Source organism: Pseudoalteromonas sp. J010 (genome assembly GCF_003934235.1).
GTDB classification, from domain to species: Bacteria; Pseudomonadota; Gammaproteobacteria; order Enterobacterales; family Alteromonadaceae; genus Pseudoalteromonas; species Pseudoalteromonas peptidolytica.
In genome coordinates this window covers 42,115-56,272 of the sequence record NZ_RDBW01000031.1, presented here as the reverse complement: position 1 = coordinate 56,272, position 14,158 = coordinate 42,115, and the positions used below count along the sequence as shown (strand labels likewise).

The 14,158-nt window shown below is 42.0% G+C and carries 10 protein-coding genes; 2 read left to right on the top strand and 8 right to left on the bottom strand.

What is annotated here, in order from left to right; genetic code table 11:
* Window positions 1–74: 74 nt before the first annotated feature.
* Together EAG18_RS16430 and EAG18_RS16425 are read right to left on the bottom strand one after the other, a co-directional pair.
* A complete protein-coding gene (locus tag EAG18_RS16430) occupies window positions 75–1,904 on the bottom strand; it encodes a M28 family metallopeptidase (RefSeq protein ID WP_125253451.1) in 1,830 nt (609 codons plus the stop codon).
* A 396-nt stretch (window positions 1,905–2,300) separates the two neighbouring features.
* Complete coding sequence (locus EAG18_RS16425) at window positions 2,301–4,484, bottom strand: M4 family metallopeptidase (protein WP_125253450.1); 2,184 nt, start codon at window positions 4,482–4,484, stop codon at window positions 2,301–2,303.
* 524 nt (window positions 4,485–5,008) lie between these two features.
* On the opposite strand from EAG18_RS16425, the gene EAG18_RS16420 reads away from it, so the two are divergent.
* Together EAG18_RS16420 and EAG18_RS16415 are read left to right on the top strand one after the other, a co-directional pair.
* On the top strand, window positions 5,009–5,536 hold the full coding sequence (locus tag EAG18_RS16420) for a hypothetical protein (protein ID WP_125253449.1): 528 nt from the start codon (window positions 5,009–5,011) through the stop codon (window positions 5,534–5,536).
* An 18-nt stretch (window positions 5,537–5,554) separates the two neighbouring features.
* Window positions 5,555–5,989: a hemerythrin domain-containing protein gene (locus EAG18_RS16415; RefSeq protein ID WP_125253448.1), complete on the top strand. Its 435-nt coding sequence runs from the start codon at window positions 5,555–5,557 to the stop codon at window positions 5,987–5,989.
* Between the two features lie 251 nt (window positions 5,990–6,240).
* Here the strand turns inward: EAG18_RS16415 and EAG18_RS16410 are convergent, their stop codons facing one another.
* The 6 genes from EAG18_RS16410 to feoB form a co-directional block, all read right to left on the bottom strand.
* Window positions 6,241–7,008: a sulfite exporter TauE/SafE family protein gene (locus EAG18_RS16410; protein ID WP_125253447.1), complete on the bottom strand. Its 768-nt coding sequence runs from the start codon at window positions 7,006–7,008 to the stop codon at window positions 6,241–6,243.
* Window positions 7,009–7,042: 34 nt separating this feature from the next.
* A complete protein-coding gene (locus EAG18_RS16405; protein ID WP_125253446.1) occupies window positions 7,043–7,939 on the bottom strand; it encodes a LysR family transcriptional regulator in 897 nt (298 codons plus the stop codon).
* An 11-nt stretch (window positions 7,940–7,950) separates the two neighbouring features.
* On the bottom strand, window positions 7,951–9,804 hold the full coding sequence (locus EAG18_RS16400) for a monovalent cation:proton antiporter-2 (CPA2) family protein (RefSeq protein ID WP_125253445.1): 1,854 nt from the start codon (window positions 9,802–9,804) through the stop codon (window positions 7,951–7,953).
* 507 nt (window positions 9,805–10,311) lie between these two features.
* Entirely contained in the window at window positions 10,312–10,731 is a 420-nt protein-coding gene (locus tag EAG18_RS16395) for a GNAT family N-acetyltransferase (protein WP_125253444.1), read from the bottom strand.
* A 356-nt stretch (window positions 10,732–11,087) separates the two neighbouring features.
* Window positions 11,088–11,246, bottom strand: a complete 159-nt coding sequence (locus EAG18_RS22200; RefSeq protein ID WP_161972751.1) for a hypothetical protein — start codon at window positions 11,244–11,246, stop codon at window positions 11,088–11,090.
* 750 nt (window positions 11,247–11,996) lie between these two features.
* Window positions 11,997–14,081, bottom strand: a complete 2,085-nt coding sequence (gene feoB, locus EAG18_RS16390; RefSeq protein WP_125253443.1) for a ferrous iron transport protein B — start codon at window positions 14,079–14,081, stop codon at window positions 11,997–11,999.
* Window positions 14,082–14,158: the final 77 nt, after the last annotated feature.

The following is a 14,158-nucleotide window of genomic DNA, read 5'->3' as shown; positions in this document are numbered from 1 at the left end:
ATTTTCTCCTCGCACTGATACATCAATGTAGTTTTATCGTTATCAGCTACTTTCTTTGATACTGCGAGCTGGCGTCAGTTAGCGCTGATACTCAGTGTGACATTATTCGCAGCTTGGTACCCTTGCAAACCGATATGCCAAGTACCGGCTTGTGGCGTTGAAATAGTACACTGTTCATTGTTGCCGTTTTTGTATGGTCGGCATTGATATGTACCAGTACCGGGTTGTGTACCGAAATTAACATAAAGATCAGCATCACCAGTTCCGCCAGAAGTAGTGATTGTTAACGTTTGATATCCGGCACCCAACGCTTGGGTAAAGTATTGCCACTGACCACTGGCAACTGCTATGTTTTCTACGGTCTTGTCAATAGGAGGGTTTCCACTGGAGGTATCATATTTGCCTAGCAGACTGACGCCTGAAATAGCGTTCCACGCCTCCACCATTACATGGTAAGTACCGGCCTGTGCCGTTGATATATCACATTGCTCGTTACTAGTAGAATTAGTACTTTTGCAGTCATACGTTTCTAATGTTGGCTTTGCACCAAATCGGACATAAAGATCAGCATCACCTGAGCCGCCTGAAGTGCTAAAACTTAAGTTAGATGCCCCCTCTGCCACCTCCATGGTAAAAAACTGTTGGCTCTTCGCATTGCCTGAAATGCCCGTTTTCGCAACACCATTTTCGAGTTTATTATCAGGTAAAGGAGGAGGTGGGTCTCCTGCATTTTTACCGATTTCAGCAACAAACGCCAACGCCAATTTGGCAAATTTTTGCGCATGAGTTGCATCAAATTCAGTGTCGTTTGTTGTATGAATTTTTCTATTAATATCTGACATTCTAGACTCGAATGGCATTGAAGCTGGAAACCCCTGCTGATACCAAGATGCGTGATCAGAGCAGCCATAGCCACATTGGTCGTAAGCATAAGTTAGGTTGGGTAAATAGGTTTCTATCAACTGACCTAGAAACTGATTTTGAGCGCTATTGGTATAGTCTGTCATCATCACGATGTCTGCACTGCTACCATTTCTGCCTGTCATATCAAACTGCGCCATCCCTACTACATTTTTACCTTGTGAACTGTAAGCCTGAGCAATCGCTTTGGAGCCACGTAAACCCACTTCCTCTGCGGCAAAACCCATAATTTGAATAGTACGTTGTGGTTTATATCCATCAGCAACAATTGCTTTAAGCGCTTGTGTTAATACCGCGATCCCTGACGCATTATCGTCAGCACCGGGTGCCAAGCCGCTACTATTGGACTGATTGATAGAATCAAGGTGTCCACCAATCACCACAATTTCGTCGCTAAGCTCACTCCCAGCGATGGTGACAATTACAGATGACTGTGCCCAGCTGTGAGAGAAGTATTCAACTGTAATATCTGAGCGACTGGCCGCAATGTCAGACCAATTTTGTTTTACCCACTGCGCAGCATCAATCCCTGATTGTGAGGTGTAATAACGATTATAAAAACTCGTCAGTGAGCTAACCGTGGCACTTAAATTAGCAGTATTGACCTTAGATAGCAGACTATTGACTCGCTCGGGGTTATCAATGCTGTAATTGACCAACGTTGCCGCTGGATCTATGGTTTCAAGTTGCGCTAAGTAGCTTTGCGCACTTTCAAGAGAATCATGAGCTACAAATCCACCACAGCGGTGATATTCATCATGCATAAATGCACTTAGCTCGCTGTGATAATGTTCTGGGACTTTGAGCGCTTTAATGTCGCTATTGGCTATCGAAAGTTGTTCAAAGTGGTTGCCTCTTATTGAGTTATGCACCTGAAAATGTTGGCTTGAATCCGCATCCATGGTGATCCATATTTCCTCAGATGCTGTGGCTACACAACTTAGGCAAGCCATACTAATTAGTAATGGGGTGGTAACATTCATTGTTGTATCCTCTGCTCACTTGAACCTAATCTTTATCCAAATACATCAATACAAATCAGCGTGTTCAAATGAGAAATATCATGGTTGATAGACTAAGTACCGTGTGGCGCGATATTAAATAACTTGAGCTGCCGATAATTACTGCCTTTCTCGCAGTCATAGCGTTAACTGCGTTGTGCTTTAGCAACAATGAATTGGAATATTTCTTATCCAAACCTCAGGTTAATCAACGTATTGTTTTAGGCTTGCTTACCCGTAACCGTCGTTGCTGAAGTTAGTTGCAATCTAGTTCTCACAAAACATGCAGCGAAAAATATTAATAACCGGTTGCTCACGTTATTAGTCCATCACCCTAAAAAGTAAGAGGGAGCTTACGCTCCCTATTGAATTGGCAGATTAATTCGCTTTAATATTCAAAGTTACGCCGCTTGCTGCATTGTAACCTCTTAAATCTATGTGCCATGTACCTTGTTGTGGGTTTGCAATTGTACAGCTCTCGTTGTTACCGTTTTTAAACGGACGGCATTGATAACTTGATGTTGTCGATTGAGAACCAAAGTTGACGTATAGATCAGCATCACCTGAGCCACCAGAAATGTTGRCTTCAAGGTTGCTGTAACCCGCAGCTAATTCCTGTGTGAAACGAGCCCAACCACCAGAAGCGACGTCAATATTAGACTCAGTGCGATCAATTGGTTGCGTTCCACCGGCTGCACTATAGGTGCCTGTTAATGTCACCCCAGAGATCTGGTTCCATGCCTCTACCATGACATGGTATCTACCGGCTTGAATATTGCTAATATCGCAGCTTTCGTTGCTTGTAGACGTGGTACTATTACAGTCATAGCTGCTCAGTGTTGGGCGAGAGCCATACTTCACGTAAAGATCCGCATCACCGCTTCCACCGGAGGTTGTGAAATTTAGGCTCGTCGCATCAGCGGGCACATCAAGCGTGAAGAACATTTGAGCTTTTGCTGCACCGTCAATACCGGTACGCGGTTGACCATTAACTAACTCTTCATCACCGCCTGGAGGTGGAGGCGGTGTTGTTGAACAGCTGCTTCCTGCACTTAGGTCAGAGTTAACGCCAACCGCAGCTAACGCGGCTTTTACATCATTTGGTTCATAGCCTAGGTCACAAGCTGCATCCATTACCCCATTACCAGCTAAATCCCAATCTGTATTTGCAGTCCAATACATTTGGTTCGCTTTAGCCATCACGATAAAGGCTTTTTTAGTATCCCAGCCAGCGGTGGTTGCAAGGTTATAAAATGCTTTATTGAACACACCTGATGTGTAATGGACATCCATGCTTGATGTATAATTCGACTGATGGTCAATAGAGCGGCCATCACGAGTAGGGTCATTCATATAACGTAATGCACCGCTACCTTTGAAGATATCCTGTCCTACTAACCAGTCATTGCTGCCTTTCATATAAAACTCAGCCGCTTCACCCGCCATGTCAGAAAAGGCTTCGTTTAGGCCACCAGATTTATAGCGATATACTAGGCCAGAATTTTGTTCGGTGAATCCGTGGCTTACTTCGTGAGCAGAGACATCTAGGCTGACCAAAGGATAAAAAGTGTTGGCACCGTCACCAAAGGTCATCGCACTACCATCCCAAAATGCGTTTTCATAATTGTTACTGTAATGAACACGCATTTGTAGCTGGAATGAAAGCGGCGCAGTACCAAGCCAATCATTGTACATGTTAAAAACGACGTTACCGAAATAATGCGCATCGTTTAGTGGAGAATAAGCGCCATTGATTTCTTTAAAGGTGTTTTCTGGACAAGTAAAGCTGTGTGCTGAAGATCCACCGCTACCATGGTTCAAATTAATGGTCTTAACATTCGCATTAGTCATCGAACACGTATTGCCTGACTGTGCTACATCCAAGTACCCGTAGTCAGTACCATACTCATAGCGGCCAGTTTTTTCGTTACCGCCCGGACCGGTTGCGTTAGCGTGTTGTAAGTTGTCAAAACTTTCTAATATTTCGCCGGTGTTTGCATCCACAATTAAATATGGGCGTTTCGGCTCATCTCCGTAGGTAACGAAGGTGATCTCATAAACTAATCGAGCTGTCGAGTTGCTATCGAGCCAAATTGCTAAACGAGACTTTTCGTTGTGCTTTTTGTGCTGTTTCTTGCTCTGCAAAGACTGCTTTTCAGCCATTTTTAACGCCTTAGCTGCGTTAAGCGCTGGTTTAACGGCAGCAAGATCCGCTGCAATGTTATATACCGCTGCACCATGTGCTTTTTTTAATGTACCAGCGTCATCGAATGTAAGAATAACGGTGTCGCCGATCACCGGTAAGCCATGATAGGTTTGCTGAAAGCGTGTGGTCGTTTCACCCTTTTTATTGCTAAAGCTTTTTAACTCTTTAAGTTGGCTTGCACTTTCTAACCCAATAAGCACCTTAGGCTGCGTACTGAGTACAGTTTGAGACGCCGACTTTAACATTGTGTTTAGATCTGATTTTTGATTTAAGTATTGTTTTGTTGCAGCCTGAGCGCTCAATGACGTAAACGCAATTGCGCATGCTGTAGCCATAGTTACTGTAGATAATTTCACTTATTACACTCCTAGTATTGTTGTTTTATCGTCACTTTTACTTTCTCGCTTTTTACATCCTGCGATAACAAATGACTTCTTTCTCCTTCAACTTCAGAAGACATGGGAAACACATGTTGGCTTCCCATGTCTTATTAGACTAGGCAGCAATGAAAATAAATAAACCCCAAAGTTAACATTTTAATAATATTTAATTCACTTTAAATATTTATGCAATAATTTCATGCGTTTGCTCAAAATACGTACTGAAAATGGGGAGAGCTTTATATTTCACATTGATATAAATGTAAAAAATTTGATACAGAACGGGGAATATAACAGTCTACCCTTTCTTAAAACATTCAATAAGTTATGTTATATCAAAATGTGTAATTTCTACTCTGTAATCCCTACTCAATCAATGACTCTTAGCCAACTAGAAATCGTATAAAAGATAAAATTATACTTATATTTCATACACTTGAATAATTAGGTATAACGCTTGCAGCTCTTTCGCTAAGACATCAATAGTTAAGGGAAATGTTGTGACGAGTGTAGAAATTTTATCCTTTTCAGATCATAGAGTTGGCGCCGTTTTGTCGGAAAAAGCCGCGGTAAGGCAACTACAAGATGATTTGCTCAATGAACGTTTAGTTCAGCAACAGCAGCTAACATTACTTGGCCCCCAGCAAAGCGACCCTGAAAAGCAATTAATTAGCAAACCTGATCCCGAGCTGGCCAGAAACATGCTCAATTGGCATATCTATTTAGGCGCGATTGGACTCATCTTGGCATTTTTGCTGGCAGGATGGTTAGTCAATTATGGGCCAATGTTTACTCAAGCAAACCCCTACTTGACCTTTATTGCACTGCTCAGTCCGGGTTTGTTCTTGGGGTTATTCGCATCAGGGTTAGTATCGCTGCGCCCAGACAAAGACCCATTTAATCAGGCAGCGTTATCAAAAGTTGCACAAGGCAAGTGGCTGCTGATCATTTGTGCCAACAATGAGGCTCACAGAGCCAAGTTGATGTCATTTTTCAGGAAAAATAATCAAATTAACCTTTTAAACTAGACAACCCGAGGTACCGGTATGGAAATTTTTAACGCGATTAAACAAGATCATGATCATCAACGTGCGCTTCTAAACATGTTAGCGGAGACTTCCGGTGATTCAAAAGTCCGCGAAAAGTACTATCAAGAGTTGAAAGACGCGCTAGAGGCACATGCTGTCGCAGAAGAAAGGTACTTTTACGCTCCATTAATGCACAGCGACATGACGATTGAAGACTCTCGTCACGGTATCGCGGAGCACCATGAAATCGATGAGTTAATTGAGGCACTAGATAATACGGAGTTTTCAGATCCCAGTTGGCTTGGCAAACTAAAAAAGCTCAAAGATAAAGTCGAACATCATTTAGCTGACGAAGAGCAAGCATTTTTCCAGCGTGCGGGTAAGGTACTTGATAAAAGTGAAAAATCGCAACTTGCACAGGAGTATCAAAAAGAGATGGAAGAGCAGCAATAAACACTAAAACTAAACGCCCAAAAACCAACATCCTGGGCTTGTGAGTAACAGTAAAGTCATCTCAAGCTCAGGTTTGTACCAATTATCTTAATTAAGAGGTCTATTTTGAAGCAAGAAAATATTGTCGATAACACCGCTTCCGCGTCCTGCTCACGCCGAGGTACCTACGTCCTGTAGGCAAGGCAAAAATTTTGCTATTTAGTTGTTCTAAATAAGAAATTTTTAACGTAGTTAGCGTCAGATTTACTCCTTCAAATTGAGCAAATATAAAGTCTAATCGGTATTATTACTAGCGCTAATCCTAGTATTAATAAGAGCCAGTTCATAAGTGATAAAAACTGCTGCCTTGGTAATGTTTTGGCTAATATAACACCAAGCCGATTACCAATTAGGGCAATTGGAGTAAAGCAAACAGCCAACAAGAAGTGCTCTAGCTGTAACAGCCCTGAGGCAGTAAAAGTCACTAGCTTCACGGCATTCATTAAAGCGAATAGTACTGCAACGGTCGCGATATATGCTGCGGGCGCCACTCTACGCGCGTTAAAATAAATCATCAATGGCGGGCCGCCAGCGTGAATTAGCGTTGTAGATATACCAGCCATAGTAGATGTACCTATTGCCAAAACGCGCTGAGAGAAAAAGCGTAAGCCTTGCTCTGGCTGTTTATTAGCCGCAATACTCTTTAACGCAAACCCGATACTCATCAATGCGATAACTATGGTCAACCAAAACTCACTGACTTCTTGCAAGAATATTGTCGCCAGAGCAATCCCCAGCAGTGTACCAGGCAACAGACGCTTTAGTTCAGCAACATTCCACTGTTTCCAGTAGCTTTTTAGGCTAAATACGTCAGCTACTATCAATATCGGTAGCATCAAGGCTACTGCATCCTTTGGTTCTAATACCATCAGCAGCAGCGGTACAGAAAACGCCCCTAGTGCGCCTGCAAAACCGGATTTTGAGATACCACTTAGTAGCACAACAAGCGAAATTACAACAAGTTGTAACGGTTCTGTCATTCACACCTCTTTAAGTCGGCCAATTTGCGCGTTATCACATTACCTCTTCAAGCTGCATACATTGATATCTTAACTCACCGATAAACGCACGTGCTGCGGGCCCAAGTCTGTCACCATCTTTAAAAATAAGATGAAGCTGTGCTTTTCGTTGGCTTTGTTGCAGCAAAGGGAGGGGTTTTAGGCGTCCAATCTCTAACAACGCTTGAATTGCAGGAGTTGGCAGCCAAGCGAAGCCCAATCCCTTGGTTATCATATCAATAGAAGTCGTCATATGACTTACTGTCCAGCGCTGATGAGCGCCGAGCCAACCGTCATCTTTTTTGCGGGCGATCGCTGAGTCTCTCACAACAATTTGTCGGTGTGATTTTAAATCCTCAAGAGTGAGGTCACGTTCATAACGGTGAAGAGCGTGATCAGGACTCGCGACAGCAACAAACTCAATGTGGCATAATTCTTCACTGAACCCGTCAGATAAAACAACAGGTGATATTGCAATGTCCACATCTGTATTTTGCAATAACTCCGATCCCCCAGTAAGGACTGACTCCATAAGCTCTATGCGTAATAAAGGGTATTGATTGGACGTTTGTTCTAGCACTTTATACAGTAAATGCTGTGGAAAAATTTCATCAACCGCTATGCGTAATTGACTTTCTATTCCCTCTCCCAATGTCTGCCCTACAGCCTCAACTTTAGCCGCTTCTTCTAATAGGAAATTTGCACGGCGAAGCATCATCTCGCCAGCTTCCGTCAACTGTGTTTTCCTCCCCTGCACGGTAAAGAGCTTGACGCCAAGCCCTTGTTCTATTTTATGTACCGCGGTGTGGATGCTGGATTGGCTTTTGTGTACTTTTTTAGCAGCTTGATTAAATCCACCGTATTCCACAACCGCCTTAAACATTCGCCATTGCTCTAGCGTTACTCTTAGCATACTTATTTAGCCTAGGGTGTTATTTCTTTTGGTTTATCGTCGCAGTGTTCACCATGACAGGTATTAAGATCTTCTTGTGCTTTTTCGTCAGCCTGAAGTACTTGTTTCAGATCAGCCATCCGCTGACGAATTGCAATACCGTAACTTTCATCGTCTCCCCACACGTCAGCGAGTATGTGCATCGACTCAACATCGTGCTGAGTAAATAGATCGCCCGCTCGTTCGACATCTTCATCACTGTGGCCCAATAATTTGAGCGCCTGCTCACCTAACTTCACCGCAGAGACAAACGTTTCACGCTCAAAAGCGGTGACCCCCAGTTTTATTAACTGGTAGGCATGACGACGATCCGTTGCACGAACTACAAGCTTTAGATGAGGAAAGTGTTGCTGTGCCAACCTTACGATTTCAAGGGTCTTATCTGGTTCATCAATCGCTACAACCAGCATTTGTGCATCATGAGCTCCTGCGGCTTCAAGCAAATCTAGTCTTGCACCATCGCCATAAAATACCTGATTACCAAAGCGACGTAGTAGTTCTATTTGACTCGGACTGTGATCCAAAATCGACAAGTGATAACCCTGTGCATGGAGCAAACGTCCTATCACTTGACCAAAACGACCGTAACCGACCACAATCACATTTTGTGTCGCTTCCATCGTCTCTACGCTGTCTTGTTCTTGAGTCGTATTAGCCTGGCGCTCTACCACTTTATCGTAAAGAATAAAAATGAGCGGCGAGCCAAGCATAGATACCGCAACCACCAATGTAACTAGGGCGGCCTGATCAGGTGTTAGAATTGCTAAGCTACCAGTCACGGAAAGTAGCACAAAAGCAAATTCACCGCCTTGACAAAGCGCTGCGGTAAATAACCATTTCGCTCGCTTGTGCAGTGAAAAGGCTGTTGCCAACAAATATAAAATAGCCGCCTTCAATCCCATTAATAGTGCGACTGAAGCCAAGATAAATAGCCACTTTTCTGCTAATAAAGAAAAGTCGATTGATGCCCCTACAGTCATAAAAAATAACCCTAGGAGTAACCCTTTAAAGGGTTCAATATCGGCTTCCAATTCATGGCGAAATTCGCTTTCCGCGAGGACAACCCCTGCAAGAAATGTCCCAAGCGCAGGAGATAGCCCGATACTTTGCATCAATAGCGCGGTTGCAATAACGATAAATAGCGCAACCACAGTAAATAACTCGCGCATTCGAGTACTGGCGATATATCGAAATAATGGCGCGGCAACATAGTGCCCAGCAGCGATGATAGCTAAAATGACAAAAACAGAAATAATGACTTGAAGGTAAGTAGGAAAAGTATGTAATAAGTTTCCATGTCCATCACTCACGGCTAAATCACTAAATGCTAACAACGGCATAATAGCAAGAATGGGGATCACTGCGATATCTTGAAATAACAATACAGAAAACGCATTTTGACCGCCCGATTGTTTAATCAAACCCTTTTCATTTAACGTCTGAAGTGCAATAGCCGTAGAAGAGAGTGCTAACATTAACGCAATTGCGATTGATTGTTGCCATAAAAAGCCAAGCGCTAAATCAATTGCAACATAAAGAACAGCGGTTGTTATCAGCACTTGTAAACCACCGAGGCCAACTATCGATCGGCGCATCGTCCAGAGCCTTTTGGGTTGCAGCTCTAGTCCGACTAAAAACAGCATCATCACCACACCAAACTCAGCAAAGTGCATAATGTCTGTTTGTTCACCTACAAGGTGCAAAAGGTGGGGCCCAATTAAAATACCAGCTAGTAAATAGCCAAGCACGGAGCCAAGCCCTAACCGTTTGGCGATTGGCACCGCCAATATTGCTGCTGCAAGGTAGATAGTAGCCAGTAATAGCATAGTCGTTTTATCCCGTTTTATTGTTGTCTTTATTATGTTTTGGGGCGAGAGAATAATCCAGTTTTTACACTATGGTGAGTGTACGAAACAAACTTTTTCAGTATCACAGAGGGATTATGATCGGCCAATTCGCCGAACAATTACAATCAAGCAAACAATAAGCATTTTTAAAAGCCTGATTTTATCGCAGCTCCAGCGTAGTCATCCAAAAAATGGATTATACCAATTTGCTTAATTAAGTGGTCTATTTTGAGGCGAGAAAACTTTGTCGATAACTCCGCTACCGCGTCCTGCTATCGCTAAGGTACCGACACCCATATAGGCAAGGCAAAAATTTTGCTATTTAGTTGTTCTAAATGAGAAATTTTTAACGCTGTTAGCGCCAGATTTACTCCTTCAAATTGAGCAAGTATTAAGTCAAATTGATATTACGTGTTTGATATCAGGTTTACTTACTGATGCAATGAAATCATCATTTAAAACCGAGCATTGATAGGTGGTTTCATTTCAATTAGCGTAAAGATTGGGTTGGTTTATTTGCATTAAGATACTTGGGTCCTCAATCGCTTTAAAGCCAAATTTACTGTATAGAGAGTGAGCATCTGCAGTCGCAAGCATAAATCTTCTTAAACCCTGTAACTCTGGGTGTGTCATCACGGCTTGCATGATAGTTTTAGCCACCCCTTTACCCCTTTCTTGCTCTGTAACAATCACATCAGCCAAATATGCAAATGTGGCGTAATCCGTTATCACACGACAAAACCCTTGAAATTGACCCTCATCATCAACAGACATAAAACTCAGGCTATTTCTAATTGACTTTTCCAAAAGAGATTTGGGGATCTGCTTCGCCCAATAAGAACCAGAGATCAGTGCGTGTATTTTATCAAGATGAGTGAGTATTTGTGTGGTGTCTGTGATTATCATTCAATGCTCCCTTGATAACGAATAGGCTACTAAAGTAAGCGATCCGACGGACAATGAAAAGTAAAATTTTTTGTAGATAATTTTTGCCCAAGGTTCTGTTAAGACGATAAGAACATGCCATTACCACATCAAATTACATAATTTTGTACATAAAGGGGGAATACTTGTATAGAGGATCAGATAGTAGGCTAAAAACTAGCCTACTAAAAATATCAAACCTAAAACCAAGAAGGAAAGATTATTTATGCCATAAAAATTTAATATAAAATTAAAACAATCTATAAATTTAATATTTAAAAAATTATAATGACATGAAAAAATTGATTTCAGGTTAACTTTTAATCACCGCGTTTATTTTACGCACATTGCCATGTTTTAGGGCACTGCATTGTTCTTAAGCACATAAGCGTGTCAATGCCTGCACCACCAGCAACTTGTGGTGTTTGTTGAGGGTTCAATTTAGCTGAAGCTGTACTTAGGTTCTTCATTGGTTTTTTGTTTAATTTAAGTAACATTTTAATTTCCTTTGGTTAGTCACAAAATCCGGAACAAAGATAACAGATAAATAAACACAAACAAGAGGAAATAATAAAAAATTTGATCTAGATAAACTTAAAAAGAATAATATAAAAATATTTTATAATTTATGACCTTATTTTAATCATTTAATCTACATAAATGCACTATTCTCAAATTATAAACTATAATCACGACTACTAGCTACTTCAATGCTATCAATATAGGGTTAAAGCGGTATGCCGCAGTCGACACACTTAAATTACCTGAAGTTTGGATAGCGAGTGAGCTAATTCCTGATTTTTAAAATTATACCAATTTGCTTAATTAAGTGGTCTATTTTGAGGCGAGAAAATCTTGTCGATAACGAGGCAAAAATTTTGCTATTTAGTTGTTCTAAATGAGAAATTTTTAACGCTGTTAGCGTCAGATTTACTCCTTCAAATTGAACAAGTATTAGGTCAAATTGGTATTACATTCAATTATTTCTTTATCTAACCAGAGAGTTTTAAGGGCAATACCGCTGCTGCGCACTGCTCTTGCTATGTTGCCTACATCTTGTGAGCAATGTAGGTAAGGCGAATATATGCACTAATAGCTCGCTATGTGAGGTGAATGCACGCGGTTAGCGATAAAACAGGATGTTAGAAAGGCATTAGCTATCCAAAGTCCAGATTAAGTGGCAGATAACTATCGAATAATGAGATACAGATAACTGACGACACACAAAGCACCGTCAGTTAAACAGGTTAATGTAACTCTATTGGGTATGTTGGAGGCTGATTCAACCTATTACCGAGCACGGAAAGCCCTTTCCACCACGCGAACCCAAACAGCAACATAGCAACTATCCATAAAGATGCGCTTAAGGTTGATGTCGCTAATTGGCTAAACTGGTAGACAAGCGTTGCCATAATATACGCAATTGAGGTCGTCCAGCCTATGACCAGCCACATCCATCTACTACCAGATTCACGCTTGATTGCACCGAGCACGGCCACACAAGGCGTGTAGAGTAAAATAAATACCAAGTAGCTAAATGCGCCAATCTGACCGTTGAACTTAGCGGCCATGGCAGTAAGTAGCTCAGCGCCATTGTCTTCCCCACTATCAAGTTCATTCAATCCCAAGGGATCGCCAAGGTTGGCGATTAGGTCTTTGCTATTATCAACGATGGACATTAATGCTGCTTGCATTGAATCAAGTAATGAAAAAGCGTCATTATTTTCAGCTGAGCCTGTATAAAGTGCGTCCAGCGTGCCAACGATCGCCTCTTTGGCAAACATACCTGTAACCACTCCAACCGTTGCAGGCCAGTTTTCCTCTTTTAACCCAATAGGCTCAAACACTGGCGTGACGATTTGAGCCGTTTTTGCCAGTAATGAATGTTCAGTATTCTCATTACCAAATGAGCCATCAGTCCCAATTGAATTTAACGCACTTAGCAAAATAACTACCATCACAATCGTCTTACCCGCACGTTTTATAAAACCGCTTAAACGCTGCCATGTCGTCATCAATATGTTTCGCCAAATGGGCATATGGTAAGCTGGCATTTCTGTAAAAGAAGGTAACTTTTGGGTTTTAAACACCTGCTTTCTGAACAAAAAGCCAGAGCCGATAGCGACTAAAATACCTAGTAGGTATAACCCAAAGACAACATTGGCACCATTGGTTGGAAAAAAAGCCGCAGCAAATAACGCATAAACAGTTAACCGCGCACCACACGACATGAAAGGCGCCATAACAATTGTCAATAAGCGGTCTGATTCTCGCCCCATGGTTCTAGCAGCCATCACCGCAGGTACATTGCAACCAAAGCCAACAATCAAAGGAACAAACGCATTACCTGGCAGCCCAATGGAGGACATCAATCGGTCAATAACAAATGCGGCACGAGACAAATAACCGCTATCTTCTAATATTGACAAACAAAGGTACAATACTGCTATCACTGGAATAAAAGTAGCGACTAGCTGAACCCCTGCCCCAAATCCGTCAGCAAGTAACACGCCAAGCCATTGAGGAGCACCAACATCTGCAAGTAACTCTTTTACACCATCAATGAGAATGGCACCTACGGCGATGTCAAAAAAGTCGATAAAAACAGCACCAACGTTCACAGCTATCGTGAACATCAAGTACATCATGGCTAAAAAAATTGGAACACCTAACCATTTATTCAGCACTACTCTATCAAGGGTTTCTGTTGTATCTGCACGTTTTGGCGTGATAGTGCTTACACCCGCCGCCAGCTTTTTAACAGCTTGATGACGTGCGATCGCTTTTTCCAATGGATCATGTTGAAGTTTCGGTGGCTCTGCTCCCTCAGGCTTACTAGGAAACCGAGTGATTTCAATAAGCTGCTCCAACAGCTTCTCTTGCCCTGTGCCTTTTGCTCCATGAAATGCCACCACTGGTAAACCTAGTTGTTCAGACAAACGTGGTAAATCAAGTGTCCGACCTCGCTGAGTCGCAACATCAACCATATTCGCCACAACGATGATCGGTTTACCTAACTCTTTAAGTTGTGACGTTAATATCAGATTTCGCTGCAGGTTAGCGGCATCTACAATGTTAATAATGACATCGGCTTCATTTTGCTTTAGGAAGTCACAAGCGATCTGTTCATCTTGACTTGGCTCGATCTGCTCCATGCTATATAGCCCGGGTAAATCAACCAGTTCTACGTTTGTGTTTTCTAAAGCAAAATAGCCAAATTTCTTTTCAACTGTAACACCTGGCCAGTTTCCAACTTTTTGTTTTGAACCTGTTAGGCGGTTAAATATTGTGGTTTTCCCGCAATTTGGGTTACCCACTAACGCAATTTTCATCCGCGATGACCTTCTCAAATTATAACGTTTTAAACCAATTTTCTTAATTAAGTGGTCTATTTGGAGGCGAGAAAATC